This is a genomic window from Plantactinospora endophytica, from assembly GCF_016862915.1.
Lineage (GTDB): Bacteria > Actinomycetota > Actinomycetes > Mycobacteriales > Micromonosporaceae > Plantactinospora > Plantactinospora endophytica.
Genome location: NZ_BONW01000017.1, coordinates 196,334 through 222,819 on the forward strand (window position 1 = coordinate 196,334; position 26,486 = coordinate 222,819).

General features: G+C 71.5%; 29 protein-coding genes. 21 read left to right on the plus strand and 8 right to left on the minus strand.

The genetic code is table 11. The annotated features are described in order from the left end of the window. Positions 1-68: 68 nt before the first annotated feature. Together Pen02_RS19275 and Pen02_RS19280 are read right to left on the minus strand one after the other, a co-directional pair. Positions 69-902: a hypothetical protein gene (locus Pen02_RS19275; RefSeq protein WP_203867468.1), complete on the minus strand. Its 834-nt coding sequence runs from the start codon at positions 900-902 to the stop codon at positions 69-71. Next, entirely contained in the window at positions 895-1,395 is a 501-nt protein-coding gene (locus Pen02_RS19280; protein WP_203867469.1) for an RNA polymerase sigma factor, read from the minus strand. The genes Pen02_RS19275 and Pen02_RS19280 overlap by 8 nt, the downstream gene beginning before the upstream one ends. A gap of 102 nt (positions 1,396-1,497) precedes the next feature. On the opposite strand from Pen02_RS19280, the gene Pen02_RS19285 reads away from it, so the two are divergent. The 12 genes from Pen02_RS19285 (at position 1,498) to Pen02_RS19340 (ending at position 14,036) form a co-directional block, all read left to right on the plus strand. Further along, on the plus strand, positions 1,498-2,106 hold the full coding sequence (locus Pen02_RS19285; protein ID WP_307837722.1) for a flavin reductase family protein: 609 nt from the start codon (positions 1,498-1,500) through the stop codon (positions 2,104-2,106). A gap of 241 nt (positions 2,107-2,347) precedes the next feature. Continuing rightward, entirely contained in the window at positions 2,348-2,728 is a 381-nt protein-coding gene (locus Pen02_RS19290) for a DUF485 domain-containing protein (protein ID WP_203867470.1), read from the plus strand. Beyond that, positions 2,725-4,416 carry a monocarboxylic acid transporter gene (locus Pen02_RS19295; RefSeq protein WP_203867471.1) on the plus strand — a complete coding sequence of 564 codons (1,692 nt, stop codon included), beginning with the start codon at positions 2,725-2,727 and terminating at the stop codon, positions 4,414-4,416. Before Pen02_RS19290 ends, Pen02_RS19295 begins: the two co-directional genes overlap by 4 nt. Positions 4,417-4,567: 151 nt before the next feature. After that, complete coding sequence (locus tag Pen02_RS19300) at positions 4,568-5,548, plus strand: UDP-glucuronic acid decarboxylase family protein (RefSeq protein WP_203867472.1); 981 nt, start codon at positions 4,568-4,570, stop codon at positions 5,546-5,548. A gap of 75 nt (positions 5,549-5,623) precedes the next feature. After that, positions 5,624-6,877 (plus strand): LCP family protein, encoded by a 1,254-nt coding sequence (locus Pen02_RS19305; protein WP_203867473.1) that lies wholly within the window; start codon positions 5,624-5,626, stop codon positions 6,875-6,877. A gap of 183 nt (positions 6,878-7,060) precedes the next feature. Further along, positions 7,061-8,308 carry an LCP family protein gene (locus tag Pen02_RS19310; protein WP_203867474.1) on the plus strand — a complete coding sequence of 416 codons (1,248 nt, stop codon included), beginning with the start codon at positions 7,061-7,063 and terminating at the stop codon, positions 8,306-8,308. A 278-nt stretch (positions 8,309-8,586) separates the two neighbouring features. Next, positions 8,587-9,633, plus strand: coding sequence for an LCP family protein (locus tag Pen02_RS19315; RefSeq protein WP_443678482.1), 1,047 nt, complete (start codon positions 8,587-8,589; stop codon positions 9,631-9,633). A 40-nt stretch (positions 9,634-9,673) separates the two neighbouring features. Then, complete coding sequence (locus Pen02_RS19320) at positions 9,674-10,009, plus strand: rhodanese-like domain-containing protein (RefSeq protein ID WP_203867475.1); 336 nt, start codon at positions 9,674-9,676, stop codon at positions 10,007-10,009. 138 nt (positions 10,010-10,147) lie between these two features. After that, complete coding sequence (locus Pen02_RS19325) at positions 10,148-10,948, plus strand: glycerophosphodiester phosphodiesterase (RefSeq protein ID WP_203867513.1); 801 nt, start codon at positions 10,148-10,150, stop codon at positions 10,946-10,948. Positions 10,949-11,036: 88 nt separating this feature from the next. Next, entirely contained in the window at positions 11,037-12,497 is a 1,461-nt protein-coding gene (locus Pen02_RS19330; protein ID WP_203867476.1) for a sensor histidine kinase, read from the plus strand. Positions 12,498-12,552: 55 nt separating this feature from the next. After that, on the plus strand, positions 12,553-12,993 hold the full coding sequence (locus Pen02_RS19335; RefSeq protein WP_239140948.1) for an ATP-binding protein: 441 nt from the start codon (positions 12,553-12,555) through the stop codon (positions 12,991-12,993). 125 nt (positions 12,994-13,118) lie between these two features. After that, positions 13,119-14,036 (plus strand): DUF5926 family protein, encoded by a 918-nt coding sequence (locus Pen02_RS19340; protein ID WP_203867477.1) that lies wholly within the window; start codon positions 13,119-13,121, stop codon positions 14,034-14,036. 30 nt (positions 14,037-14,066) lie between these two features. Here the strand turns inward: Pen02_RS19340 and Pen02_RS19345 are convergent, their stop codons facing one another. The 3 genes from Pen02_RS19345 to Pen02_RS19355 form a co-directional block, all read right to left on the minus strand. Further along, positions 14,067-14,660 carry a PIN domain-containing protein gene (locus Pen02_RS19345; protein ID WP_203867478.1) on the minus strand — a complete coding sequence of 198 codons (594 nt, stop codon included), beginning with the start codon at positions 14,658-14,660 and terminating at the stop codon, positions 14,067-14,069. A 31-nt stretch (positions 14,661-14,691) separates the two neighbouring features. Next, positions 14,692-15,237: a helix-turn-helix domain-containing protein gene (locus Pen02_RS19350; protein ID WP_203867479.1), complete on the minus strand. Its 546-nt coding sequence runs from the start codon at positions 15,235-15,237 to the stop codon at positions 14,692-14,694. Positions 15,238-15,344: 107 nt separating this feature from the next. Beyond that, positions 15,345-16,568: an arginine deiminase gene (locus tag Pen02_RS19355; protein ID WP_203867480.1), complete on the minus strand. Its 1,224-nt coding sequence runs from the start codon at positions 16,566-16,568 to the stop codon at positions 15,345-15,347. Positions 16,569-16,732: 164 nt separating this feature from the next. Here Pen02_RS19355 and Pen02_RS19360 point away from each other — a divergent pair, with 164 nt between their 5' ends. The 5 genes from Pen02_RS19360 to pheA all read left to right on the plus strand — a co-directional run bounded on the left by Pen02_RS19360 (position 16,733) and on the right by pheA (position 20,399). Then, positions 16,733-17,470 (plus strand): hypothetical protein, encoded by a 738-nt coding sequence (locus tag Pen02_RS19360; RefSeq protein ID WP_203867481.1) that lies wholly within the window; start codon positions 16,733-16,735, stop codon positions 17,468-17,470. A 235-nt stretch (positions 17,471-17,705) separates the two neighbouring features. Then, positions 17,706-18,143: a PAS domain-containing protein gene (locus Pen02_RS19365; protein WP_239140963.1), complete on the plus strand. Its 438-nt coding sequence runs from the start codon at positions 17,706-17,708 to the stop codon at positions 18,141-18,143. A gap of 247 nt (positions 18,144-18,390) precedes the next feature. Beyond that, positions 18,391-18,780, plus strand: coding sequence for an ACT domain-containing protein (locus Pen02_RS19370; RefSeq protein WP_203867483.1), 390 nt, complete (start codon positions 18,391-18,393; stop codon positions 18,778-18,780). An 88-nt stretch (positions 18,781-18,868) separates the two neighbouring features. After that, a complete protein-coding gene (locus Pen02_RS19375; RefSeq protein WP_239140964.1) occupies positions 18,869-19,432 on the plus strand; it encodes a hypothetical protein in 564 nt (187 codons plus the stop codon). 10 nt (positions 19,433-19,442) lie between these two features. Next, the gene (gene pheA, locus Pen02_RS19380) at positions 19,443-20,399 is read left to right on the plus strand and encodes a prephenate dehydratase (protein WP_203867484.1); all 957 of its coding nucleotides are present in this window, start codon (positions 19,443-19,445) and stop codon (positions 20,397-20,399) included. A gap of 63 nt (positions 20,400-20,462) precedes the next feature. Here pheA and Pen02_RS19385 read toward each other — a convergent pair whose 3' ends face one another. The 3 genes from Pen02_RS19385 to Pen02_RS19395 all read right to left on the minus strand — a co-directional run bounded on the left by Pen02_RS19385 (position 20,463) and on the right by Pen02_RS19395 (position 22,196). Then, complete coding sequence (locus Pen02_RS19385; protein ID WP_203867485.1) at positions 20,463-21,191, minus strand: AIM24 family protein; 729 nt, start codon at positions 21,189-21,191, stop codon at positions 20,463-20,465. Positions 21,192-21,274: 83 nt separating this feature from the next. After that, entirely contained in the window at positions 21,275-21,616 is a 342-nt protein-coding gene (locus Pen02_RS19390) for a metallopeptidase family protein (protein WP_203867516.1), read from the minus strand. A 148-nt stretch (positions 21,617-21,764) separates the two neighbouring features. Beyond that, on the minus strand, positions 21,765-22,196 hold the full coding sequence (locus Pen02_RS19395; protein ID WP_203859424.1) for an OsmC family protein: 432 nt from the start codon (positions 22,194-22,196) through the stop codon (positions 21,765-21,767). A gap of 139 nt (positions 22,197-22,335) precedes the next feature. Here Pen02_RS19395 and Pen02_RS19400 point away from each other — a divergent pair, with 139 nt between their 5' ends. The 4 genes from Pen02_RS19400 to Pen02_RS19415 all read left to right on the plus strand — a co-directional run bounded on the left by Pen02_RS19400 (position 22,336) and on the right by Pen02_RS19415 (position 26,402). Then, positions 22,336-23,181 carry a hypothetical protein gene (locus Pen02_RS19400; RefSeq protein WP_203867486.1) on the plus strand — a complete coding sequence of 282 codons (846 nt, stop codon included), beginning with the start codon at positions 22,336-22,338 and terminating at the stop codon, positions 23,179-23,181. A 121-nt stretch (positions 23,182-23,302) separates the two neighbouring features. Further along, a complete protein-coding gene (serS, locus tag Pen02_RS19405) occupies positions 23,303-24,559 on the plus strand; it encodes a serine--tRNA ligase (RefSeq protein WP_203867487.1) in 1,257 nt (418 codons plus the stop codon). Positions 24,560-24,711: 152 nt separating this feature from the next. Beyond that, positions 24,712-25,533, plus strand: a complete 822-nt coding sequence (locus Pen02_RS19410; RefSeq protein ID WP_203867488.1) for an HAD family hydrolase — start codon at positions 24,712-24,714, stop codon at positions 25,531-25,533. Then, the gene (locus tag Pen02_RS19415; RefSeq protein WP_203867489.1) at positions 25,533-26,402 is read left to right on the plus strand and encodes an HAD family hydrolase; all 870 of its coding nucleotides are present in this window, start codon (positions 25,533-25,535) and stop codon (positions 26,400-26,402) included. Before Pen02_RS19410 ends, Pen02_RS19415 begins: the two co-directional genes overlap by 1 nt. Positions 26,403-26,486: the final 84 nt, after the last annotated feature.

Genomic DNA, 26,486 nt, shown 5'->3' on the forward strand with positions numbered 1-26,486 from the left:
GGGTCGACACCGGGCCGGGGCCAGCACCGGTCCGCCCTACGTCCGCCCGGGTCAACGCCGGGCCGGCGTCAGCACCGGTCGGTACCGGCGCAGAGCCGCAGGGCCGCCCGCTCGGCGAGCCGCCGGGCCCCGGCCCGGTCGCCGGGCGTGTCGATCGCGATCTGGGTCACCAGGTCGCCCCTGCGGACGACGATCCAGCCGTGCCGGTCGTCCGTGACGGCGAGCAGCGACTCGTCACCGGCGAAGCCCTCGTCGACGACGTCGACACCGATCTCCGGGCAGTTCCGCAGGTTGGCCCGCAGGGTCGGCAGATAGTCCGACGCCAACGTCCGGGTGTACCGCTCCACCCGCTGCTGGACGCCGTCGCGGCCGTGCACGAAGTACCGCTCCCGGTAGGCCACCGGCGACAGACCGCCGGAGTCCCACCCGTCGCAGAGCCCTGCGAAGAAGCCGAGCAGCCAGTCGCCCTCGTGCTCCGGGTCGTCGACGCGGTACCCGGGCGCGAGGTCGGACGCCCGGAGCATCGCGTCGGCCGGAACACGCATCGCCCGGGACGCGTCGCCGCCGGTGCGGTCGGCCAGGGCCGGCGGGTCCGACCGGCTCGTGGTCGGCGAGGACGGCCCGCCTCCGGTCGGCGGGGTGGCGGACGGCGTTACGGCCGACGGCGGGGGCGTGCTCGGTGCGGTCGCCACCACGTCGGGTAGCTCGGGCGACGGTCCGGAGCCGGCCAGCGCGACCGCCGTACCGGCGGCACCGGCGACCACCAGGACGACGGCGACCGCCAGTCCGGTGGCGGTCCGCCGCCGGGCAAGCTGCCGGCCCCGCTTCCGCACCTGGGTCGCCGTCGCCCAGCGCAGTCCCTCGGTGTCGCGGTAGAGATCCTCGAAGAGTCGGTCAGGCATGCGCGTTCTCCTCCGTGAATTCGGCCCCGATCAGGTGGCCGAGGGCTCGACGACCACGGGCCAACCGGGTCTTGACGGTGTTGACCGGTACCCCGAGCTGGGTCGCCACCGCCGCCACCGGCAGGTCCACCAGGTGGTGCAGCACGATCGCCTCGCGCTGGTCCGCAGGCAGTTGCCGGAGCGCCGCCACCAACGCCGCACTGTTCTCCGACGGTGGCTCCACCGGCGGTGGCGGACCGTGCCGGCGGTACGCGACCAGGCCGTTCCGCAGCTTCCGCCAGCGGTTGAGCTGTATCCGCCGGGCGACGACCCGCACCCATGCCTCCGGATCCGCGTACCCGCCCACCTTCGTCCAGCGTTGCCAGGCCCGCGCGTACGCCTCCTGGGTGGCGTCCTGGGCGTCCGCCATGTTGCCGCCGAGTGCGTAGAGCACCGTGACGACCCGATGCCGGGTGCTCTGGTAGAACTCCTCGAAATCACTCCCCTGGGCCATCGCCCCTCCCGTCCGGATCCCCTGTCGCTAACACCCGCCGGGACCGGCCACGGTTTCCTGTCTCCTGTCGAAGACGTGACACCGCCGGGGCGAGGGGGAGCCGTGCGCGGCACCGCCGGGCGGCTCGGCCGGCACAATGGTGCGGTGAACCGAGCCGAGCCGCCGGGCGGGCAGATCCACCACACCGACCCGTTCGCCACCCCGGAACGGGACCGTTCCCCGGTGCGCCGGCTGCGCGGCCGGCTACCGGCACCGGTGACGCTCTGGACGGCGTACGCGACGACGGGCCCGACCGGCGACCCGGGCGAACCGGCCGGGCTGACCGTCTCGTCCACGCTGGTCGCCGACGGCGAGCCGGGTCGACTGCTCGGGCTGGTCGACGAGGAGTCGGAGCTGTGGGCGGCGGCGTCGGCCGGTGGCCGGTTCGCGGTCACCCTGCTCGGCCCGGCACACCGGCAGCTCGCCGACCGGTTCGCCGGGCTCTTCCCCTCGCCCGGCGGCCTCTTCGCCACCGGCGAGTGGACGCGCACGCCCTACGGCCCGGTACCGGGCGGTGCCGACATCGGCGGCTGGGCCGGCTGCCGGCTGGACGGCGCCCGGGAGTACGGCTGGGCGTTGCTGGTCGAGGCCACGATCGAGACGGTCGAGCTGGCGGGTACGGCCGCACCGCTGCTGCACCACCGTGGCCGCTACCGCGAACTGGCCGGGTAGCTCAACCCCGAACTGGCCGGGTAGCTCGACCCGGAACTGGCCGGATAGCTCGACCCGGCCACCGCAGCCCTGGTGCTGACCCGGTCCCGTCGCCAAGCGGCGTGACCCGGGTCACTGGGCGCAGCCACCGGCCCGTTCGGCGCACCCGGCGACCAGGCTCCGGATCACTGCTTTCCGATGACCGGACGGCTCCCTACGGTGCGCGGAAACTCCCTGCTCCTGCGAAGGTGGTGAGACCAGCATGTCTACGGACACTCCCGCGCCGGCCAGCGCACCGCCGGATCGGTACGTCGCCGCACAGCGATCGGACGAGTTCGTCGGGTTGCGAAAGGCGCTTCGCGGCTTCGTCTTCCCGATGACCGTGGCGTTCTTCCTCTGGTACGCGCTCTACGTGATCCTCTCCGCGTACGCGCGCGGTTTCATGGGCACCAAGCTCGTCGGCAACATCAACGTGGCCCTCGTCTTCGGGCTGTTGCAGTTCGTCTCCACCTTCCTGATCGCCTGGCTCTACTCCCGGTACGCCAGTCAGAAGCTGGACCCGGTCGCCGACAAGATCCGTGAGGATCTGAACGGCGAGACCAGTGCGGTCGCGACCGACGAGCAGAAGGAGGCGACGGCATGAGTCGGGACGTCATCGCCGGCTTCACGCTGGCTGCGGAGGCGGGGAGCAGCACCGCCCGTACCCTGACCATCACACTCTTCCTGGTCTTCGTCGCGGTGACCCTGGGCATCACCATCTGGGCCAGCCGGCAGACCAAGACCGCCACCGACTACTACGCCGGCGGTCGGTCGTTCTCCGGCTTCCAGAACGGGATGGCGATCGGCGGCGACTACATGTCCGCCGCGTCGTTCCTCGGCATCGCCGGCATCATCGCGCTGTACGGCTACGACGGGTTCCTCTACTCGATCGGGTTCCTGGTCGCCTGGCTGGTCGCCCTGCTGCTGGTGGCGGAACTGCTGCGGAACTCGGGCCGCTACACGATGGCCGACGTGCTGGCGTTCCGGATGCGGCAGAAGCCGGTCCGTACGGCGGCGGCGGTCTCCACCATCACTGTGTCGATCTTCTACCTGCTGGCCCAGATGGTCGGCGCGGGTGCGCTGGTCGCACTGCTGCTGGGCATCCGGCCGGGTACGACGTTCCTCGGCATGGACGCGGACGCCGCGAAGATCGCCACCATCATCATGGTCGGCGCCCTCATGATCATCTACGTCACCGTGGGTGGCATGAAGGGCACCACCTACGTGCAGATCGTCAAGGCGTTCCTGCTGATGAGCGGCGCCCTGGTGATGACGCTGCTGGTGCTGGCGCACTACAAGTTCAACCTCTCCACCCTGCTCGGCGACGCGGCCAACGCCTCCGGCAAGGGATCCGCGTTCCTCGAACCAGGACTCCGCTACGGCGTGGAAGTGGCCGGGGACGCGACGAAGACCTTCTACAACAAGGTCGACCTGCTCTCCCTCGGCATCGCCCTGGTACTCGGCACGGCCGGCCTGCCGCACATCCTGATCCGCTTCTACACCGTGCCGACCGCCAAGACGGCCCGGAAGAGCGTGCTCTGGGCGATCGGCATCATCGGCACGTTCTACCTGTTCACCCTGGCCCTCGGCTTCGGCGCGGCGGCCCTGGTGGGCCGGGAGGCGATCACCGCGCAGGACGCGGCCGGCAACACCGCCGCACCGCAGCTCGCCGAGGCGCTCGGGGTCGACTTCCTCGGCGGCGACGTCGGCGGGGCGGCGATGCTCGCGATCATCGCGGCGGTGGCCTTCGCCACCATCCTCGCGGTGGTCGCCGGGCTGACCCTGGCCTCCTCGTCCAGCCTGGCGCACGACTTCTACGCCAACGTCATCAAGGGCGGGCAGGCGTCGGAGCGCCAGGAGGTCAACGTCGCCCGGGTCGCCGCCCTGGTCATCGGCGCGATCTCGATCGTACTGTCGATCTTCGCGCAGAACCTGAACGTGGCGTTCCTGGTGGCCCTGGCCTTCGCGGTGGCGGCCTCCGGCAACCTGCCGGCGATCCTCTACAGCCTGTTCTGGAAGAGGTTCAACACGTCCGGCGCGGTCTGGGCGATCTACGGCGGTCTGATCAGCGCCGTCGGGCTGGTGTTCTTCTCCCCGGTGGTCTCCGGGGCGCCCACCGCGATGTTCCCGGACCACAACTGGCAGTGGTTCCCGCTGTCCAACCCGGGCATCATCTCCATCCCCATCGGCTTCCTCTGCGGCTGGATCGGCACCCTGATCTCCAAGGAGTCGGACGAGGACAAGTACGCCGAACTGGAGGTGCGTGCGCTCACCGGCGCCGGAGCACACTGACGCGGATTCTCACCCACAGTCAGGTCGACATAACGGGTGGTGCCGGACACGAGTACTGTCCGGCACCACCCGTTCCGTCTGTCCCGTCCGAAGGGCTCCGGTGGGGGTCCCTCGGCCAGCCGGAGATCAGCAATCTGGGTAGGCTGGCCGTATGGTGGTAGCCCAGCGTTTCGGAGCGGAACACCGGATCCTCGTCACCGGCGGTGCCGGATTCGTCCCATCGCACCTGGTCGACGCGCTCATCGCGCGTGGCTGCACGGTGGTCGCGGTGGACAACTTCGTCACCGGGTCGAAGGAGAACGTCGCCCATCTGGCGGACCATCCCCGGTTCACCCTGGTCGAGGCGGACGTCTCGGAGGGGCTGCCCGAGCACCACCCGGCCATCGCCGAGCGGTTCGACGCCATCATGCACCTGGCCTCGCCGGCCAGCCCCACCGACTTCGCCTCGCTGCCGATCGAGATCCTCCGGGTCGGCTCGCTGGCCACCCTGCACCTGCTCGACCGGGCGGTCGCGGACCGGGCCCGGTTCCTGCTCGCCTCCACCTCCGAGGCGTACGGCGACCCGCAGGTGCACCCGCAGGTCGAGACGTACTGGGGCAACGTCAACCCGATCGGCGTACGCAGCGTCTACGACGAGGCCAAGCGGTTCGCCGAGGCGAGCACGATGGCGTACCACCGCTACCACGGGCTCGACGTCGGCATCGTACGGATCTTCAACACGTACGGGCCCCGGATGCGGCCGGACGACGGGCGGGCCATCCCCACCTTCATCACCCAGGCACTGCGCGGCGAGCCGCTGACCGTACACGGCACCGGCTCGCAGACCCGGTCCATCTGCTACGTCAGCGACCTGGTCCGGGGCATCCTGCTGCTGCTCGACTCCACCGAGACCGGCCCGATCAACTGCGGCACCGAGCACGAGGTGTCGATGCGGGAGCTGGCCGAGACGATCGCCGCGCTGACCGGGAGCCGGTCCCAGGTGAGCTACATCACCCGGACCGCCGACGACCCGGAGATGCGCCGCCCGGACCTGACGCTGGCCCGCGAACGGCTCGGCTACGAGCCCGAGGTGGCTCCGGCCGACGGCCTGCGCCGGACGATCGAGCACTTCAGCCAGCGTCTGGCGGGGTAGCGCAGGATACCGGGTCCGGGCCAGCCGGGCCGTGGCACACAGCGGTTCCTTGGATCCGCTACGTACCCTGAGGGCATGTTCGAGAGCCCTCCCCCGAACGCGGCCAACAGCCAATCCCGGATGACGGCCGGCGGATCCGCCGGTCGGGCGTCGGTGCCCGGCCCGGGTCAGCCCTCCGGGTCGAGCCGGATCTCCGGCCGGGCCCACGTGGGCGTACCAGGTCAGGCCCGCCCACGCGACTTCCCCGCCGGTCCCGGCGGCGGTGGCCCCGGCGGTCCTGGCGGCCCCGGTCTCCCCGGCGGGCCGGGCCGGAGCGGTCCCCGCCCGAACTGGCGTCGGATCGCCCTGGTGGCAGGTGTCGCGGTGCTGGTGCTGGGCCTGCTCGCCGGCGGCGGCCTCTGGCTCTACGTCCGCGGCCTCGACAACGACCTGGCCCGGACCGACCCGTTCTCGGAGCTGGCCGGTGGTCGGCCCAAGTCGGTAAGCGGCGCGCTGAACATCCTGCTGGTCGGCAGCGACTCGCGGGATCCGGACGCCCCGGTCGACCAGTCCAGCAAGTGGCGGGCCGACACCATCATCGTGATGCACATCCCGGCCAGCCACGACAAGGCGTACCTGGTCTCGGTGCCCCGGGACCTCTACGTGCCGATCCCGGAGAACGCCAAGGCGGACTGCGGCAGCGGCGAACGCGGCAAGATCAACGCGGCGTTCGCCTTCGGCGGCCTGCCGCTGGCCGTACGCACCGTGGAGTGCTTCACCGACGTCCGGATCGACCACGTGATGGCGATCGACTTCGCCGGCTTCAAGGAGGTCACCGACGCACTGGGCGGGGTCGACCTGAAGGTCGAGCGGAACATCACCTCGATCCACAAGCCGTACCGGAAGTTCACCAAGGGCGTGAACCACATGAACGGCGCCGAGGCGCTGGACTGGATCCGGCAGCGGAAGCAGTTCCCGGACGGCGACTTCGCCCGGATGCGTCACCAGCAGGAGTTCCTGCGTGCCCTGATGGACAAGGCGGCCAGCAGCGGCACGCTGACCAGCCCGGGCAAGCTGAACGCTTTCCTCAAGTCGGTCACCGGCGCGGTCACCGTGGACGAGGGCTTCTCCCTGGTCGACATGGCCGTCCAGTTCCGCAACCTGCGGGGCGAGAACCTCCAGTTCATCACCAGCCCGCACAACGGCAGCGAGACCATCAACGGCGAGTCGGTGGTGGTGTCGAACCGGGAGAAGGCGCTGGCCATGTACAAGGCCATGGCATCGGACACAATGGACGCCTGGGTGACGGCGAACGTCTCGCCGACGCCCAAGCCGGCCAACGGCGGCTGAACCGGCCGTACGCCGCGCACGCGCCGACTTCCGGGTCGAGTCGCGTGCGCGGCGGTTGAACCGATCCGCGCGCGTACCCGTAGATGAACAGGAGCAGGTAACGTAGTTGAATTCGGGGCGACTGGCCGGTGTCCGCACCATGTCACGGCGTCCCGGTCCCCCACCCCTGACCCTGGAGCAGGCATGCCGGTGCAATCCCGCCGACGTCCCGCACGGCCCAACTCGACGGCCCAGTCCGCCCGTGCGGCCTCGTCCGTCGCGCCCGTCGCGGCTCTCGACGACTGGGACGGGCCGAACGGCCCGACCGGTAAGGGGAGCAGGGGCAAGGGGGGCAAGAACGCCCGGCGCCGCAAGACCCCGCTCTGGGCCCGCCTCACGCTGGTATTCGGCGCGGTGCTGATGCTCTCCAGCGGAGTCGCCATCGTCGGCATGCGGGTCGTGATCGACCAGGCCACCAGCACCATCCAGCAGGAGAACCTGCTCGGCGCGGCGAGCAAGTCCGACGCCGAGGGCGGCGAGGACCTCGAAGGCCCAATCGACCTGCTGCTGCTCGGCATCGACGCGCGGGCCCGACTGGACGCCGACAACGTCCGCGCCGACACCATCATCGTGCTGCACATCCCGGCCACCCACGACCAGGCGTACCTGCTCTCCATCCCGCGCGACACCGAGGTGCAGGTGCCGGCGTTCAAGACCAGCAAGTACGGCGGCGGCACCGCCAAGGCGACCGAGGCGTTCTACCACGGCGCACAGAACGGCGGCGGGCTCAAGGGCGGTGCGCAGTTGATGGCGCTCACCGTCAACAAGCTGACCGGGATCAGCTTCGACGGCGCGGCGATCATCAACTTCAGCGGCTTCAAGAAGATCATTGACGCCCTTGGCACCATCCCGATGTGCGTGCGCCAGGAGGTCAAGTCGCACCACATGAAGATGGTCAACGGCAAGCCGATGTGGAACCACGAGGCCGACAAGGTCAGCGGCACCAAGAAGCCGGTGGTGCACAAGAAGGGCTGCCGGCAGATGGAGGGCTGGGAGGCGCTGGACTACTCGCGCCAGCGGTACGGCCTCACCCACGGCGACTACGACCGCCAGCAGAACCAGCAGCAACTGATCAAGGCGATGGCCAAGAAGGCCATGAGCGACGGCGTGATGACCGACATCGGCAAGCTCAACGCGTTGATGAAGGCGGCCGGCGAGGCACTCATCCTGGACACCGGCGGCACGCCGATCGCCAACTTCATCTTCACCATGCGGGGTGTGGCCGCCAACGACCTGGTGCTGCTGCGTACCAACGACGGCAACTTCAGCGGCAACGGCGAGGGCCGGGAGACCCTCAAGCCGATCAGCCAGCAGATGTTCACCGCGGTCAAGAACGACAGGTTGGACGAGTTCATCATCAGCAATCCGACCGTGCTCGCCCCGAGCAAGTAGCCCGGCGCACCGGGCAGGTCAACCCGGCACACCGGGCCGGGCACACCGGACAGGGTTCCGGTACACCGGCGCCGGTAGTCGGGCACACACCGGACAGGTAGTCCGCAGCATCGGATTGGCTGCGGCTGGCAGCGCCAGCGAAAATGCCAAAAGCCACTGAACGCTCAAACCGGGCCCCTAGCCTGAGGTGAAGAAGCTTCACCCAGTCGGTCCGGGGAGGGGTCACGTTCACACCCAAACGGGCGGTTCCGGACCAACCCGGGCAGCCAGGACGCGACGTGACCGCCGGCCGTACCGGCGGGTCCGAGGGCGCGCGGCGGCACCGGCGGCCGGCGCCCGCCTGGGCGAAGGTGGCGCTCGGGCTCGGCCTGGTGCTGCTGCTGATCTCCGGAGCCGGCGGCGCCGGCCTGCACATGCTGACCAACCGCTACGACAACAGCGTGGTCAAGGAGTTGCTCCTCGATCCGGCCGCCCGGGGCGAGCGGGGCGACGTCGCCGGCCCGCTCAACTACCTGCTGGTCGGCTCCGACGAGCGCCCCAGCGCCGACCCCGGCGCCGACCAGCGGTCGGACACCATCATGATCGCCCACCTGCCCGCCGGGCTGGACCGGGCCTACCTGATCTCGGTACCCCGGGACCTGCTGGTCGAGATCCCGCCCGCGCCGGCCAGCGGCTGGCCCGGCGGACCCGACAAGATCAACTCAGCGTTCCAGTACGGCGGCGGTGGCCAGGGCGGCACCCGGCTGCTCTCGGCGACCCTGACCCGGCTCACCGGAATCCGGTTCGACGGCGCCGCCCTGGTCAACTTCGCCGGCTTCCAGCGCGCCATCGACCTGCTGGGCGGGATACGCATGTGCGTCGACACCCCGGTCCGCTCGATACACACCCGGCACGTCTTCGAGGCCGGCTGCCACCAGATGAGCGGCCCGCAGGCGCTGGACTACGCCCGCCAGCGCTACGACCTGCCGAACGGCGACTTCGACCGGCAGCGGCACCAGCAGCAACTGCTGCGGGCGATGATGGACCGGGCCACCACCACGGACATGCTGCGCAACCCGCTCCGGATGGACCAGGTGATCCGGGCCATCGGCTCGTCGTTCACCGTCGACACCAACGGGGTACCCCTGGAGGAGCTGATCTTCGGCCTGCGCCGGATCCGCTCCGACGCGCTGCGCGGGATCCAGCTTCCGTCCCACTCGGAGGACATCGACGGAGTCTCGTACGTCCTGCTGGACGAGCCGGCAACTACCCTGTTCGGCGCGATGCACGGCGCCGACCTGGACAACTGGGCACGACAGCACCCGAAGTGGGTCAACCGGCTCTAGATTGCGGCGGTACCCCGGCGAGGCTCTACCCTTGGTAACCGTGTTCGCAGCCAACTTGCCCTCCGTGACCGCCGCCGAGGTACCCGCCGACGCCTACCTGCTCGACGTACGGGAGGCGGACGAGTGGACGGCCGGGCACGCGCCCGACGCCCACCACCTGCCGATGATGGAGATCCCCGCGCGGATGTCCGAGATCCCCTCCGACGGCGACGTCGTCGTGGTCTGCCGCTCCGGTGGCCGGTCCGCCCAGGTGGTGGGCTATCTGATGAACAACGGCTGGGACAACGTGCGCAACCTCGACGGCGGGATGCGGGACTGGGCCGCCGCCGGCCGCCCGCTGGCCAGCGAGGACGGGCACCAGGCCCGGGTTATCTGAGTACTGTCCGAATCGTTCGAGTTCCGTGCGAGCCGAGTCGTCCGAGTTCCGTTCAGGGTCGGCGGGTGAGGTGTCCGAAGGTCGGCGAAGACCGTGAGCGCGACGGGTGAGCCGGGATGGCCGGCCCCTCGGCCCCGGGTGCCGGGGTTCGGGACCGGCCCGCTGGTCTTCGCGCACCGGGGTTCCTCGGCGGCGCTGCCGGAGCACACCCTGGCGGCGTACGTCCGGGCGTTGGCCGAGGGTGCGGACGGGCTGGAGTGCGACGTACGGCTGAGCCGGGACGGGCACCTGGTGTGCGTACACGACCGGCGGCTGGAACGGACCAGCAACGGGCGGGGGCCGGTCGGCGCGTACACCCTGGCCGAGCTGGAACGGCTCGACTACGGCTCGTGGCACGACCGGACCGCGCCCGACGGCGGCCTGCCGGCGGACCCGGAACGGACCCGGCTACTCACCCTGGACGCCCTGCTCCGCGCGGTCCGGGCCGCCGACCGCGAGGTCGAGCTGCTGATCGAGACGAAACACCCGGCCCGGTACGGCTCCGGCGTCGAGCGCCGGCTCGTCGCGATGCTGCGCCGGCACGGGCTGGCCGATCCCCGGCCGGACGATCCGGTACGCGCGACCGTGATGTCCTTCTCCCCGCTGGCCGTACGCCAGATCCGCCGGCTCGCGCCCCGGCTGTCCACGGTACTGCTGCTGGAGGTCGCGCCGCCGGGGCTGCGCCGGGGCCGGCTGCCGTTCGGCGCCCGGATCGCCGGCCCGAGCCTCAAGCTGCTGCGCACCCGACCGCAGCTCGTCCCGGCCCTGCACCGGGCCGGCAACCGGGTCTACGTCTGGACGGTCAACGACGCTCCCGAACTGGATCTGGCCCTGGCCTGCGGGGTGGACGGGATCATCACCGACCGCCCCGCCATGGTCCTCGACCGGCTAGGCCGGTGAGCCCCACCAGCTAGCTGAAGATCGACAAGTGGTCCCGGGACGGGTGGCGGTACTGCCGAAAGCGGCGGTGAACGGGCAGACTCGGAGCATGCCGGAGCGCCCCGATTACCCCTGCCTCGTCGCCGGCCACGCCCACGTGATGGAGATGCTCAACGCGGGCGAGGTGGGCCTCCCGGTGCTCAACCAGCTCGTGCTGGTCGCCGTACGGGCGCTCGGGGCGGCCGGCATGGCGTTCGTGGAGTTCGGCCCGAACGGCGGCCGGGTGGTCTCCGGCACCGGTGAACTCGACTGGGCGGTCGGCCGGCCGATCCCGAGCCTCGAACAGCCGGCCGACGAGTCGCTCTGCGGCCCCGGGGTCCGGGCGATCAGCGTCGACGTCCTGCCGCCGGACCTGGCCGTGGAGCTGGACGGGCGCGGGCTGCGGCACCTGCTCGCCGCCCGGGTGGAGATCGGCGGGCTGACCATCGGCAACCTCTACGCGCTGTACCCGGACGCCGAGCGCCCCGCCGACCCTGAGCACCGGTCGGTACTCGGCTTCCTGGCCGCCACCGCCGCGCACATGTACGGCGACCAGGCCGGCCTGCCGGTACACGGCGACGGCACGGTGGTCGCGGCGCTCGCCGACGGGCTGGCGGTCGTCACCCGGGACGGCACCGTCCAGCTCTGGAACCCGGCCGCCGAGAAGGTCACCGGGCTGCGCGCCGCCGAGCTGCTCGACCATCCGCTGCCGTTCCCGGTGCCGCCGCCCGGCCAGGTGCTCGACCACCGGCTGCCGGACGGGCGATGGCTCAAGATCACTTCTGGCGAACTGCCCGGCACCGCATCGGCCCGGGTGGTCACCTTCCGGGACAGCAGCGACCAGCACATCCGGGACCACGACCGGGACCTCTTCGTGGCGGTGACCAGCCACGAACTCCGTACCCCGGTCACCGTGATCAAGGGGTACGCCGACACGCTCGGCACGCACTGGGAGTCGCTCCCCGACCCGGACCGGCGGCAGGCGGCCGGGGTGATCGGCCAGCGGGCCGGCGAACTGGCCCGGCTGGTGGACCGGCTGCTCGCCACCACCAACGACGCCGGCCCGGTCGGCGGCTCCCCGCCGATCCCCTTCGACCTGCTCGACACGCTCCGCGCCGCCGCCGCCGACCTCCCCGCCGAACTGCGTCACCGGCTGGTCATCCAGCTTCCGGAGAACCTGCCGAAGGCGCTCGGCGACCGGGCCAGCCTGGCCACCGTGCTGACCGAACTCACCACCAACGCCGGCAAGTACTCGCCGGACGGCTCGCCGGTGCTGCTGACCGCCGAGGCCGACCGACGGACCGTGGCATTCCGGGTGAGCGACCGGGGAATCGGGGTACGTCCCGAGCATGTGGAGCGCGCATTCGAACGGTTCTGGCAGGGGGAGTCGGGTGACCGGCGTCGCTATCCCGGCGCCGGCCTGGGCCTCTATCTCGTCCGCCGGATCGTCGAGCGGCAGAACGGCTGGGTTTCCCTCCGCCCGCGTGAAGGTGGCGGTACGGTCGCAGAGGTCCGGCTGCCCCGAGGCTGAACCGAGATCGACCGGCGGTGCCGTGCCCCGGTGGTCCGCCGAGGAGGCATCTGGGATGGCTCGGGTCTCGACCGAACGGTCGTGGTGCCTGCTGGTGCCGCAGCACGCCGAGGGGGCGCGTACCGCCCGGCACCGGCTCGGAACCGAACTCGACGGTACGGTGCCGAGAGCCCTGGTCGGCGATGCCGAGATGGTCGCCGCCGAACTCCTCGGCAACGCCGTACGGCACGCCGCACCGCTGCCCGGCGGGATGATCCGGCTGACCTGGCTGCTGCGTACCGGCCCGACCGCCGACCTGGTGGAGATCCGGGTGACCGACGGCGGCGCGGCCGGACCGCCCCGGATCCGGCGGGTCGGGCCCGACGCGGCCGACGGCCGGGGACTGTTCCTGGTGGCCGCGCTCGCCACCGACTGGGGGGTCGAACGCGACGGGCTCGGCCAGAGCGTCTGGGCCCGGCTGGTCCACCCGGCCCGGCACGCCCTCGCCGTCCACTGACGCGCTCCCGCCACCCCCGGCACCTACTCCCGCCAGCCGCCGGAGCGCGCGGTGCTCGGCGGGCGACCCGCCGCTGGCGCCGCCCGGTGTCCACGCCTGCGCGGTAGCGCCTAGGCTGTCTCGCCGTGGGCAAGCGTCGAAAGATTTCCCGGTCCGCCACGGCGGACGCCAGTAGCTCCGCGCGCGGGGAGAACCGGTCCGAGAAGCGGCAGAAGGTACGGGACATCTTCGTACCCCGCCCCTTCGAGGGGCTGACCGACGAGGCGGAGTGGATCGCGCTCCGCGAACTGGTGCCGGCGGCCTCCGCCCCGTTGACCCTCGCGCCCCACCTGGTCGAGGAGTTCGGGGACCGCCCGGTCACCCTGGCCACCGTGCTGCCGATGGCCACGCCCGCGATCACCAAGGCGGACGGCCGGATCATGATCGGTCTCCAGCGGCACGTGCAGTCCGGCGACGTCTCCCGGGACCTGGCCGAGGCGCTGCTCTGTGCACTGCGTACCGAGCCCGGCGGCACGGTGTCGGTGCCGGCGCTGCCCGGCGAGGGTCCCCGGCTGCCGGACGTACTGGTCGACGGCCCGCTCGACGTCACCATGCACGAGGGCTTCGAGTTCTGGCTCGACACGGGTGCCGCCGACGACCCCAACGTGAAGGCGTCTCTCGAACGCGCCAACGCCTCGATCTACCCGACCGTCCGGCTGGCCGCGGCGCCCGCCGCGTACTGGTGCCAGGTAAGCGACAAGAGCCACGTCCGCTGGGTACTCCCCGACGACGAGGACGCCGCGCTGGACGCGCTGTCCCGGCTCTCCGCCGTCGGCGAGCTGCCACTCGGCCCGGAGACCCGGTTCGCCGGCATGTTCCGGGCGCACGGCCGGCTCGTACCGGTCTGGGACATCCCGCGCGACGCCGCGCCCGAGTCCTGGGAGGCCCCGCTGGCCGACTTCGCCAAGCGGTACGCCACGGCTCTCGCCGACCCGACCCCGCTGGATGCGGCAGGCCGGCGCGCCAAGCAGGGCCTGCTCGGCCGCCAACTCACACTCCGCTAGCCCGCAACCTCGACCGGACGGACCAGACGGTCATCCCTGTTTCCGAAGGTCGACTTGCGCCATGAGTTCGACCGCACGTGTCATGCCATAGCGACGGGAAAGGCTGTCGAGAACATCGTCCTCGGTCAGGAAGGGACCCTTTCTGCCTGAGCGGCTGGCGATTGCCGCCACCGCAGCGCGTGCCTGCACCGGATCCACAGCGACGGTGTTCGTGGCGAACTCCGCCGGCTGGAGTACCTGAATGCCGGCGGGAATTCTGTCGTGCGGAAAATCCTTCACGTTGTGCGTGACGACGGCGCCCGCACCCGCGACAACAGCCGCTGCCACGACATGTTCGTCGTCACGGTCAGGAAGTCCGTACGTGCCTTGCAGTCCTTCCCAGCCCTGAACCTCGGCGTCCTCGAAGGCAGAACGTAGCTGGCGGACGAGGGCCTCGGCTCGCTGGCGGGCTGCGTCCTCATCGTTTCCTCGTTTGATCAGCTTGGCTGCCTCGTGCCACTCGAGTTCCTCCAGGACGACGGAACTCCACACCGGCCTGTACAGACCTTCGATTGCCAGCGAGAGCAGGAAGTCGCGCTGAAGACTCGGCCATAGGACGCAGGTGTCCAGGAGTGCCGTAAACACCATCGAATCTTGTCAGCACTTCACCGCTGCGTCACGACCCGATTTCCCCCCGTCGCCGTCGGGCAATTGCCTGTCGTGCTGTCCGCAAGTGCTCCAGAGCGGTATCGAGATCGTCCTCGTCATCCAGACTGACACTTGTCGCAGCAAGCGCTTCGTACTGCTCGGCCCGACGGCGTGTTCGGTACGCGAGGAGATCTCGGAGCAGCACTCGGCGATGCGTACCCGCCCGTTCGAAGGGAATCCTGCCCTGGTCGAGCAACTTGATCAGGGTGGGCCGGCTGACGCCGAGCAGATCGGCAGCCTGCTGCGTGGTCAGCGTCTGCGTCAGGGGCGCGACCGTCACCGCAAGTCCCTGCCGCAGAGCCTCGACGACCTGCCGAAGCACCTTGTAGACCTCGGACGGAAGCTCTACCTGATCGCCGGGTTCGGCGCCGGCCAGGAAGTAGCGCGGCCCCGGACGGCCCCTGCCGGCCTCCTCGTGAGCCTTCAGGAAGTCGTAGACCTCGGCGACCTCGCCACCACCCTCCGGCAGATAGGTCTCCTGCCGGAGGGTGGCCGCGTTCATCTCTTCCCTCACCGAAACTATCGTAATGGCTTTCGTTTGCTGCGTCTAGCATTCGTCAGCGTGGGCCGGAGATCGCGCTCTTTCCCTGGAGTAGTGGCTTCACAGGGCGCTGGAACGCCCTACTTCAGGGAAGTAGGGCGACCCCGCAGCGGTTCACGGACGAGTGGGCAGGACATGCAGCGGGGGCCGCCCCGACCGGAGCCGAGTTCGGAGCCGGCGATCCGGATCACCTCGACGCCGGCCCGTTCGAGCTGCGCGTTGGTCTCCACGTTCCGCTCGTACGCGACGCAGAGCCGGGGCGCCAGCGCGAGGGTGTTGTTGCCGTCGTCCCACTGCTCGCGTTCCGCCGTCACCGGGTCCAGGCCGGTGTCGATCACCCGTAGCGTGTCCAGGTCCATCGCGTCCGCCGCCGCCCGCAGGAACGGGGCCGGCCCGTCGAGCTGGAGATCGCCGTCCGCACCGGCCACCACCGTGTACGCCGACAGCGTGTCGGCGATGTTCGGGTACATCAGCACGGCGTCGACGTCGACCATCGTGCAGACGGTGTCCAGGTGCATGGTGGCCCGCTCCTGGGCGATCGGCACCACCAGGATGGTGTGCGCCAGCCCCGCGTCGAAGACCCGGCGGGCCAGCCGCTCCGCCCCGGCCGGGGTGGTCCGCTCGCCGACCCCGACGGCCAGCACCCCCGGGGCGAGCAGCAGTACGTCGCCGCCCTCCAGGTGCTCCAGCCCGGGGCCGTACACGAAGGACGTACCGGCGAACCGGGGGTGGTGCCGGTAGATCGCGTCGGTCAGGCTGGTCTCCCGGCCGCGCGCCGGCATGGCCAGGCTGGTCACCGCGGCGTGGTCGCCGATCCAGGTGGACGAGTCGCGGGTGAAGAGCAGGTTCGGCAGCGGGTCGATCACGAAGTCGAGCCGGTCCATCAGCCGGTAGACCAGGCCGCCGCCCCGGCCGCCGAGCCGCAGTTCCTCATGGGCGAGGCCGGCGATCAGCACCCCGGCCAGCGCAGCCGGATCGAGGTACGACAGGTGTGCCGCGACCCGCCGCCGCAGCGTGTCGCCCAGTCGGGGATCGTCGAGTACCCGCTCGGTCATTTCGGCCCGCGCGTCGGCCACGGCCAGCGTCTCGGCGAGTAGGGTTCCGATGTAGAGCACCTCGACGCCGCGCTCCCGCAGCGCTGCGGCGAAGGCGTCGTGCTCCTCCTGCGCCCGCCCGACCCACGGGATCGCGTCGAAGAGGAGCGAGTCGTTGTTCCGGGGCGTGAGTCGGGCGAGCTCAGGTCCGGGACGATGCAGGAGTACGGTGCCGAGACGCCCAACCTCGCTGTCCACGAAATGGGTCATCTTCGCAGCGTAGGGCAGCAGTTGGCGCCATCCGGGAAAAAGGGCTTTGGGTGAATAGGGCATTCATCCACACTCACTCCGGCGCTTCGACTTGCCGACCCCTAGGACTGGCCACGTACCGTAGTGAGGAGATAACTTCGAGGGACCTTTTGCCGGAGGTCACGATGACTGTCTTTCCTGCACGCTCAGCAGTACCCGCCGCTCGAGCCCTCCCACCCGCGCCGGGCAACCCGCTTCCTACCCTGGAGGCCGTGCGACCCACCCCGATGGACTGGGCCCGTCGACGCCGCCAGGAGCGGGACACCCGCCGGATCGAGGCGGCCGGTGCCCGGGCGCTCAGCCGACTCGACCACCTCGGTCCATCGTGGCACGTGGTCGACTGGCCGCGTACCGAGATGACCGAGTCGAGCATGCTCGACCTGGACTACCGGTCCCGGGACGAGCGCGCGGGCTTCCTCGCGATCGGCCCCAGCGGCCTCTTCGCGGTCACCGTTGCCGACCACGGTCGGTCCCGGGTGCTGATCGCCGGGGACGTCGTGCAGATCAACGGCAAGCGACCGGCGTACGTGTCGGAGGCGCGGCGGGACGCGAAGCGGGCCGCGAAGGCGCTCTCCAACGCGGTCGGCCTGACCATCCCGGTCACCCCGGTGCTGACCTTCGTCGGCTCCGGCGTGATCAGCGTGTACGGACTGCCCAAGGAGTGCCTGGTGGCGACCCACCGGGAACTCGACCGGCTGCTCGTCGCGGGCGGCAACCGGATCAGCGCCGCCACCGCGGAGAAGCTGTCCCGGGTCGCCCAGTCCCCCTCCACCTGGCTGAACGCCCCGTACCGCTCGGCGGCGGACTACCGGTGGTACGAGGAGGGCCGAACGGCGGCTGACAAGGCCGCCGGTCGCCGGTAGCGTCACGATCCGACGCCACCCGTCGGGCGGCGCCCAGCCGCCGCCCCCGGGGGGCGCGGGGTGTGGGCCGCACCGGCGGGGGCTGCGGAACGGCCTCACCTGCCGGTACACCGCGGGGGTCGCGACTCCCGGGACGTACCGGATAGCGTGGGGTGTGGTGCGGCAAATAGGAGGCGCGGTGGCCCACGTCGAGCTCTCGATCTCGGAGGCATTCCCGACCCAGGCGACCTCGTCGCTGGAGCACGGGTCCACCGGCTTCGACGACGTCGACGGTCGAGGCCACCTCGACGGCCTCAGCCGGTGGTCCGAGACGGTCTCCACAGCCGCCGAGCCGTGCCTGCTGATCGACCGGGACACCACCATCGCCGCCGTCTCCACATCCTGTTGCCAACTGCTCGGCCTCGGCCGCCCGTTCGACGCGCTCGGCCGGCCGCTGCTCGGCAGCGAGCTGCGACTGCTCGACTTCACCGCCGCCCGGGGCGACCTCACCGAGCAGGACGTCGACAAGATCCCACCGCTGCTCGCCCTGCACTCGGGCCGGCTCGCCCGCGGGCTGCTCCGGGTGCGGTGCCCCGAGATCGAGGGGCCGGACGCCACCGTCGACGCGATCGCCACGCCGATCCTCACCGACGGCCAGGTCGCCGGCTCGCTGACCTTCTTCTCGGAAGTCTGAGCACCACCTCTCGCCAGCCGGCCGCAGCGCCCACGTCTCGCGCCGCAGCCCGAGCCGCCGCCTCTCCCGGGCCACCCCGAACACGGCGCCGTTCGCGGGGCAGCCCTGAACGTCGCCTTTCGGGCGGTTGAACATCGCCCGTCGCGGAGGTCCGAGCAGCGGCCGGGCGGGTGACGCACGTCGCGATCCGGCGTTCCGACCGGGCGTCGGTCTTGGGCCGATGCCGCAGCCCCCGTAGGGTCTCCTCATGCTGGACATCGCTCTGCTGCCGGAGGAGTACGCCGTGTGCCGGCTCCCCGCCGGCTCACCGGTGCCGGCCGGTCTGCTCAACCCTCCGGCGGATTCCGGCGTCGTGTCGGTCACCCGGACCGGCGACGAACTGTCGATCATCTGCCCGGCCGACCAGGTGCCGGCCGACGCCACCGTGCAGACCCCGTGGCGCTGCCTGCGGGTGGCCGGTCCGCTCGACCTGGCCCTGACCGGGATCCTCGCCTCCCTGGTCGTGCCGCTGGCCGACGCCCGGGTGAACATCGTGGCGTTCTCGACGTACGACACCGACTACCTGCTGGTCCCCTCGGTACGGCTAGCCGAGGCGCTGGAGGCGCTGCGGCAGTTCGGACACCGGATCACCACCTGAGGCGGGGTCGATGATCGCGACGCCCTACCATTGGCGGGGCCATCCGCCGCACCACCCACGGCAGCCATCTATGCCCGAGGACCCGGCCGTGCTCCGTCTCCCGTCGCCCGACCGCACCACCGGCCGTCGCCGTGCCGTCGGCGCCCCGCTCGCCCGGCTGGCCGCCCCGCTCGCCCTGGCCGGCTGCCTCACCCTGACGGCGGCCTGCGGAGTGCCGCCCGAACTCGAACAGCCGCAGGCCACCCCCACCCGGCCGACGCCCTCCCCGACGGCCACCGCGAGCGGCGTACCGACGCCCGGGCCGAGCCTGCCGGCGACGCCGACGCCGAGCCCCAGCGGGCTGGCCGCGTGTCCGGGCGGCCGACCGAGCCGGGACCAGGTGATCGCACTGCTGCGTCGCACCGCGAACCTGCCCCGATCCGGCCGGGTCACCTTCGACACGGGACCGCTCTGCGTCGAGGACTGGCAGTACAGCGTCGTGTCGATGGCCGACCGGGAGCCGTTGCAGGCGGTGACCCGGGGCCGGCCCGGCAACCTGCGGCTGGTCACCGCCGGCTCCGACGTCTGCAACATCACCGTCCGGGCCGAGGCGCCGCCGATACTCCGGACGAGGGTGTGTGACGCGCCCCCGCCGTTCGGCGGCGGTTTGTAGGCTGGACGGCATGCCCGGAACACCGCCGACCCGCTTCGTCTTCCTCGGACCCGAGGGGACCTTCGCCGAGCAGGCGTTGCGGACCATCCCGGCCGCCGAACGCGGCTCGCGTACGCCGGCGCGCAGCGTTCCGGAGGCGCTGGACGCGGTACGCGCCGGTGACGCCGACGCCGCACTGGTACCGCTGGAGAACTCCATCGGCGGCGCCGTCGCGGTGACCCTCGACGAGATGGTCGACGGCGAGCCGCTGGTGATCACCCGCGAGGTGGTGCTGCCGGTCGAGTTCGTGCTCGCCGCCCCGGCCGGCCGGAGCCTCGCCGAGGTGCACACCGTGGCGGCCCATCCGCAGGCGTCCACCCAGTGCCGGCGCTGGCTGCGCGAGCACCTGCCCGACGCGGTGGTGGTGGACGTGCTCTCCAACGCGGCGGCAGCCGCCGCGGCGGCGAACGGCGAGCAGGACGCGGCGGTCTGCGCGCCGATCAGCGCCGGCCGGCAGCGGCTGGCCACGCTCGCGGACAAGATCGCCGACCATGACGACGCGGTGACCAGGTTCGTGCTGCTCAGCCGGCCGGGCCCACCGCCGCCCCGGACCGGCGACGACCTGACCTCGCTGGCCGTCTACATCGCGCACGACCGGGTCGGTGCGCTGCTCGCCGTGCTGATGGAACTCGCGGTACGCGGGGTCAACCTGACCCGGATCGAGTCCCGGCCCACCGGCGAGGCGCTCGGCAGGTACGCCTTCTTCCTGGACTGCACCGGGCACGTCGCGGACGACCGGGTCGGCGAGGCGCTCCAGGGGCTGCGCAGGATCTGTGCGGAGGTGCGCTTCCTGGGGTCGTACCCGAGGCATCGCGGGACCACGGCGATGGCCGAGCGGCCGGTCCCGGCGCCGGCCGGGCTCTCCGACGGCGACTACGCCGACGCGGCGGCCTGGCTCTCCCGGCTGCGGACCGGCGAACTCGCCTGAACCGACGGCTCGGGGCGCCCGGACCGGGCGCCCCGAAGGCCGGAGTCAGTCCAGCAGCCGGAGTCAGTCCAGCAGTTGGTTGAGCAGTCCGCCGCCGCCGCTCTGTTCCTGGCGGCCCATGCCCTGGATCGGCGGCTCCTCGGACGGCTGCACGATCACGAAGCCCTGCCCGGCGAAGCTCATCGTGTACGCCTCACCGGTACGCCGGCCGAGCAGCGTGCCGAGGCCGAGCTGCTCGGCCCGGTGGTAGCCGGTCTGCAGGTTCGCCGACCAGCAGACCGCCGCCTGCGGGTCGACGTACGTCGGCGCGTCGACGTTTAGCACCACCGGGGTGCCCTTGGTGGTGATGGCGATCCGGCCGTAGCCGCTGAAAACGCAGTTGAACAGGCCGGACGACGACATCATGCCGGCGCCGCCGACCATCTTGATGTCGTACTGCAGGGTGGAGTCGAAGGCGAGCACGCTGGAGCCGTTGATCGACAGTGCGTCGCCCGGCTCCAGGTCGATGATGTGCACGTCGGCGGCGTAGTCGGCGAGGAAGACGTCGCCCCGCCCGCTGATCCTCATCAGCGGTACGCCCTCGCCGGTCAGCTTCTGCTTGAGAAACTTGCCGAGCCCGCCCGAGCCCAGTGCCTGGAACTGCACCTGCCCCTGGTACGCGACCATGGAGCCGACCCGGGCCATCGCCTCGCCGTTGAGTTCGATCTTCAACATCTTGGAGTTCTGCAGCCGCATGCCCGGCTGGTGGGACTCCTTCTCCAGGTTCTCTGCCGAGAACAGCGCGCTGCGCATCACGTGCCTCCTGACGGGTGGAGGACCGAGGGTAGGCAACCGGCGCAACCAGGCAGTTCCCGGGGTGTGTTCGTTTCCGGTGGTCAGCCCCAGCCGAGGTCGTGCAGCCGGTCGTCGTCGATGCCGAAGTGGTGGGCGATCTCGTGCACGACCGTGATCGCGACCTCCTCGACGACGTCGTCCTCGGTGTCGCAGACCCGCAGGATCGGCCGGCGGTAGATGAAGATCCGGTCGGGCAGTACGCCCGCGTAGTCCCAGCCCCGGCTGGTCAGCGCGTGGCCCTCGTACAGGCCGAGCAGTTCGGGGCCGTCCGCTGGCGAGTCGTCCTCGACCAGGATGACGACGTTGCTCATCAGGTTGAGCAGTTCCTCCGGCACCTCGTCGAGTGCCTCGGCGACCAGTTCCTCGAAACGTTCGCGGTTCATCTCGACCGGCACCGCCCAATTGTGCCGTACCGGACCGGCACGGGCGATCGCGATGATCAGGGCCGACGGCGCCGCACGCGGCGGTACGCCGGATCGCGCCCTGACCACCGCGACCGGAGGACGGGTGGCGGGGAGCCCGCCGGGAGAATCAGGCGGAGAGGCGGGCGTTCAGCGAGATCTCGGCACCCGGCGAGAGCAGCCGGGAGATCGGGCAGCCCGCCTTGGCGGCCTCGGCCAGCTTGTTGAACTCGGCCTCGTCGATCCCCGGCACGTCGCCGACGGTGTCGAGGTCGATCCGGGTCACCGTCATGCCCGCGTCGGTCTTGTCGAGGTGCACCTGGGCGGTGGTCTCGACGGAGGTCGGCGTGAATCCGGCGTCGGCGAGGGCCTTGGAGAAGGCCATCGAGAAGCAGCCGGCGTGCGCGGCACCGATCAGCTCCTCCGGGTTGGTGCCCTCGCCCTCCTCGAAGCGGGACTTGAACGAGTAGTTCCCCTGCAGTCCGCCCTTGCCGGTGCGGATCGTGCCGGAACCTTCGGTGAGATTGCCCTGCCAGCGGGCGGATGCGGTGCGGATAGGCATGGTGCCGACGCTAGCTCAAAGCGACCCCCGGCGCGACGACCCCGGCCCGGGACGCGGATCACCCGGCCCGCGCCACGGCGCTGGTCGGCCCCTGCTGTGCCATCATCGATCCAGGAGCCCGCCGTGGAAGGGGTCAGCGATGCCCGACGACGTCTCCATCCCGCGCCAGGACGGATCCGTCCCCCGCCGGGAGGGTCCGGACGGACGTCGGGACGCCGGCGGGGAGGATCCGGCGCCGTCGGGCGGGGCCACCGACACCACACCGGACGGTGCCGGCGTCGTGTCGTGGGGCGACCCACCGCGTACCGGTGGGCGGGCCGGGCTGATGCTGCACCGGCTCGGTCGGGACGGTCGGCTGGTACCGGTGGTCGGCGTGGCCGGAGCAGGGGCGGTCTTCGCCTCACTGGTCGGCGACTGGGCGGTCACCAGCATGACGGTCGAGGGCGCCGAGAGTTCGGTCACGCTGGGCAGCGGTGTGGCGGACATGTCGGGGTTCGGCACGGCGTACCTGGTCGGGGTCTTCGGAGTGGTCGGCTGCCTGGCACTGGTGTTCTTCGGCTCGCCCCGGGTACGCCACGACGCCCGGGTCGCCGGGCTGGCCGTGGCCGGGGCGGTGCTCGGCGTACTGTTCGCCACCGCCGGCTCGCTCGACACCCTGGCCGACCGCTGGCAGATGTACGGCCAACTCGACGGGATGACCATCGAGTACGGCCAGGGCCTGGTGATGGCGTACGTCGGCACCGGCGGGCTCGGGCTGGCCCTGCTGCTCGCCGGGCGCTTCGTCCGGCGTTCCGCCGCCGAGCCGGCACCGGCCGCCGAGCCGGGCACGCCCGCCCCGACCGGACAGGTGCCGCCGCAGGAGGAGTCCGACTGGCCGTGGCGGCGACCCCGGGCGGCCTCCGCGCCGGAGGTACCCGACGACGATGACGGCCGTCCGCCGCCGATCGACCTGACGGTGACCCCGACGAAGCCGTTCGCGCACTGACCGGCGCTCCGTCGGCACCGGCTCGGCGCGGCGGCGACGGCTGACCGTGCCCGCGCTGACGGCCCGGGACGGGCGTATCTCGATACACCCGCCCCGGCACGCACCGGTAGGCTCGGTTCTCGTGATTGACCTGCGTCTGCTCCGCGACGATCCGGACACCGTACGTGCCAGCCAGCGTGCCCGGGGCGAGTCCGAGTCCGTGGTCGACGACCTGCTGCGGGCCGACGAGGAGCGGCGCTCGGCGGTTGGGCGCTTCGAGGCGCTGCGGGCCGAGCAGAAGCAGCTCGGCAAGCGGATGCCGAAGGCCGACCCGGCGGAGAGGGCCGAACTGCTCGCCCGGACCAAGGAACTCTCCGGCGAGGTGAAGGCGGCCGAGGCGGCGGTCGGCGCGGCCGAGGCGGCACTGCGCCAGGCGCAGTACGCGATCCCGAACGTGGTCGAGGAGGGCGCCCCGCCCGGCGGCGAGGACGACTTCGTGGTGCTCCGCGAGGTCGGCACCCGGCCCGAGATCGAGAACCCGCGCGACCACCTGGAGTTGGGCGAGGCGCTGCGGGCGATCGACGTCGAGCGCGGCGCGAAGACCTCCGGCAGCCGGTTCTACTACCTGACCGGGGTGGGCGCGCTGCTCCAGCTCGGCCTGCTGCAACTCGCGATCACCCAGGCGGTCGAATACGGCTTCATCCCGACCATCACCCCGTCGCTGGTCAAGCCGGAGGCGATGGAGGGCACCGGCTTCCTCGGCTCGCACGCCAGCGAGATCTACCGGCTGGAGGCCGACGACCTGTTCCTGGTCGGCACCAGCGAGGTGCCGCTGGCGGCGTACCACTCGGGGGAGATCGTGGACCTGGCCCAGCCGGTCCGGTACGCCGGCTGGTCGTCCTGCTACCGCCGGGAGGCCGGGTCGTACGGCCGGGACACCCGGGGCATCATCCGGGTGCACCAGTTCGACAAGGTCGAGATGTTCTCCTACTGCCGGCCCGAGGAGGCGCACGAGGAGCACCTCCGGCTGCTGGCCTGGGAGGAGGAGATGCTGACCAAGGTCGAGCTGCCGTACCGGGTGATCGACGTGGCAGCGGGCGACCTGGGCAGCAGCGCGGCCCGCAAGTACGACTGCGAGGCGTGGGTACCGTCGCAGGGCCGCTACCGCGAGGTGACCTCGACCTCCAACTGCACCACCTTCCAGGCTCGCCGACTGAACGTGCGTTACCGGGACGAACAGGGCCGGCCGCAGATGGCCGCCACCCTGAACGGCACCCTGGCCACCACCCGCTGGCTGGTGCCGATCCTGGAGAACCACCAGCAACCGGACGGCTCGGTACGGGTACCCAAGGCCCTCCAGCCGTACCTCGGCGGCCGGGACGTACTCGAACCGAAGTGAACCCTGCCGGTGAAGAGCACTTCACACAAAAGTCATGGAGCCACCCCAGAAGGTGAGATACGGTTGCTGCCCCGTCACCGCCGGCTGACCCGGTAGCAGCAGGTTCCGGCAGGTCATCCACGCCCGGCGGGCGCGGGGTTGGAGGAGGAGCCATGCCCCGACCCGGATTGCCGAAGCTGATCGCCACCGACCTCGACGGCACACTGGTGCGTACCGACGAGACCGTCTCGGCCTACACCCACGAGGTGTTGGACCGGGTGCGGGCCGCCGGAATCCCGGTGGTGGGTGCCACCGGACGCGGGCCCCGGCTGGCCGAACTCACCCGCAACGACATCCGGGCCGCCGACTTCCTGGTGATGGCCGGTGGCGGTCGGGTGGTCGACCAGACCGACCCGGCCGGCCCGGTGATCCTCCGGGACGAGCGGCTGCCCGGCACCACCCTGGCCGAGCTGCTGCGCGCGCTGGAGGCCGAGGTCGGACCGCTGACCGTGATGGTCGAGGCGCTGGACGCCCCGGGGGCGCCGCTGTGGGGCGACTTCGACGCGACCTGGCCGTACCAGGACCGGTTCGAGGCACGGGCCCGGATCGACTGTCTCGGCAACGACGTGATCAAGGCGTTTGCCCGTACGCCCGACCACGACGTGGACACCCTGCTCGAAACGGCCCGCCGGGTCGTACCGGCGGATCAGGCGTCGGTCACCCAGGCCGGCCTCGGGTTCATCGAGATCTGCCCGCCCGGGGTGGACAAGGCGACCGGGCTGGCCGTGGTGGCCCAGGCCCTCGGCGTCGACCCCGCCGAGGTGCTGGTCTTCGGGGACATGCCGAACGACCTGCCGATGTTCGAATGGGCCGGCTGGGGGCGGGTGGCGGTCTCCAACGCCCACCCGACGGTACGGCGGGCCGCCGACGAGGTGACCCTGCGCAACGACGACGACGGCGTGGCGGTCTACCTCGATCGACTACTCTCGCGTTGATGGGACGACTACCCCGGCTGGTGGCCACGGATCTCGACGGCACGCTGCTGCGGGCGGACAAGACGGTCAGTCCGCGTACCGTCGAGGCGATCTCGCGGATCTCCGCCGGGGGCGTCGACGTCGCCCTGGTGACCGGCCGCCCGATCCGCTGGCTCCGGCACGTCTACGACCAGCTCGGCACCCCGCTGCCGACGGTCTGCGCCAACGGCGCGGTGGTCTACGACCCGGTCGCCGACCAGGTGCTCCGGGCCGATCCGCTCGCTCCCGAACTGCTCGCCCAGGTGGTCGAGCGGCTCCGTGCCGAGGTGCCCGGGGTGAGCTTCGCGGTCGAGGTGACCGACAGCCGGGAGTTCCGGCACGAGGTGGACTTTCCGCTGAACTGGGACCGCGGCAGCCCCGACATCCGGATGATCGACGCCGCGGCGGACCTGCACGCCGTCGCGGCGGTGAAGCTGCTGGCCCGGGCCGGTGCCCAGGACCCGGACGTCTTCGTGAAGGTGGTCGCCGGGGCGCTGGCCGGGCTGGCCGAGGCGACCCATTCGTCGTACAGCGGGCTGATCGAGATCTCGGCGGCCGGGGTGACCAAGGCTGCCGGGCTGGCCTGGTACTGCGCCCAGCACGGGTTGGACGCCGCCGACGTGCTCGCCTTCGGGGACATGCCGAACGACGTACCGATGCTCACCTGGGTCGGCCGTGGGGTGGCGGTGGCCAACGCGCACCCGGCCGTACTGGAGATCGCCGACGACGTGACGGCGAGCAACGAGGAGGACGGCGTGGCGGCGTACCTGGAGAACCTGCTCGACGCCGACCGGCCGGACGGCGACGCCGGCCCGCAGGCGCATCCCACGGGCCGGGTCGGCTCGGCCTGACCGATCGCCACGGCCTGACCGATCGCCACGGCCTGACCGATCGCCACGGCCTGACCGATCGCCACGGCCTGACCGATCGCCACG

Bases quoted from the DNA above. Each gene is read 5' to 3' on its own strand.
- Pen02_RS19275 (WP_203867468.1), bottom strand. From the start codon at position 902: ATGCCTGACCGACTCTTCGAGGATCTCTACCGCGACACCGAGGGACTG.
- Pen02_RS19300 (WP_203867472.1), top strand. From the start codon at position 4,568: ATGGTGGTAGCCCAGCGTTTCGGAGCGGAACACCGGATCCTCGTCACC.
- Pen02_RS19370 (WP_203867483.1), top strand. From the start codon at position 18,391: ATGCTGGACATCGCTCTGCTGCCGGAGGAGTACGCCGTGTGCCGGCTC.
- Pen02_RS19280 (WP_203867469.1), bottom strand. From the start codon at position 1,395: ATGGCCCAGGGGAGTGATTTCGAGGAGTTCTACCAGAGCACCCGGCAT.
- Pen02_RS19310 (WP_203867474.1), top strand. From the start codon at position 7,061: ATGCCGGTGCAATCCCGCCGACGTCCCGCACGGCCCAACTCGACGGCC.
- pheA (WP_203867484.1), top strand. From the start codon at position 19,443: ATGCCCGGAACACCGCCGACCCGCTTCGTCTTCCTCGGACCCGAGGGG.
- Pen02_RS19400 (WP_203867486.1), top strand. From the start codon at position 22,336: ATGCCCGACGACGTCTCCATCCCGCGCCAGGACGGATCCGTCCCCCGC.
- Pen02_RS19295 (WP_203867471.1), top strand. From the start codon at position 2,725: ATGAGTCGGGACGTCATCGCCGGCTTCACGCTGGCTGCGGAGGCGGGG.
- Pen02_RS19360 (WP_203867481.1), top strand. From the start codon at position 16,733: ATGACTGTCTTTCCTGCACGCTCAGCAGTACCCGCCGCTCGAGCCCTC.
- Pen02_RS19385 (WP_203867485.1), bottom strand. From the start codon at position 21,191: ATGCGCAGCGCGCTGTTCTCGGCAGAGAACCTGGAGAAGGAGTCCCAC.
- Pen02_RS19390 (WP_203867516.1), bottom strand. From the start codon at position 21,616: ATGAACCGCGAACGTTTCGAGGAACTGGTCGCCGAGGCACTCGACGAG.
- Pen02_RS19330 (WP_203867476.1), top strand. From the start codon at position 11,037: ATGCCGGAGCGCCCCGATTACCCCTGCCTCGTCGCCGGCCACGCCCAC.
- Pen02_RS19415 (WP_203867489.1), top strand. From the start codon at position 25,533: ATGGGACGACTACCCCGGCTGGTGGCCACGGATCTCGACGGCACGCTG.
- Pen02_RS19290 (WP_203867470.1), top strand. From the start codon at position 2,348: ATGTCTACGGACACTCCCGCGCCGGCCAGCGCACCGCCGGATCGGTAC.
- Pen02_RS19335 (WP_239140948.1), top strand. From the start codon at position 12,553: ATGGCTCGGGTCTCGACCGAACGGTCGTGGTGCCTGCTGGTGCCGCAG.
- Pen02_RS19395 (WP_203859424.1), bottom strand. From the start codon at position 22,196: ATGCCTATCCGCACCGCATCCGCCCGCTGGCAGGGCAATCTCACCGAA.
- Pen02_RS19305 (WP_203867473.1), top strand. From the start codon at position 5,624: ATGTTCGAGAGCCCTCCCCCGAACGCGGCCAACAGCCAATCCCGGATG.
- Pen02_RS19410 (WP_203867488.1), top strand. From the start codon at position 24,712: ATGCCCCGACCCGGATTGCCGAAGCTGATCGCCACCGACCTCGACGGC.
- Pen02_RS19355 (WP_203867480.1), bottom strand. From the start codon at position 16,568: ATGACCCATTTCGTGGACAGCGAGGTTGGGCGTCTCGGCACCGTACTC.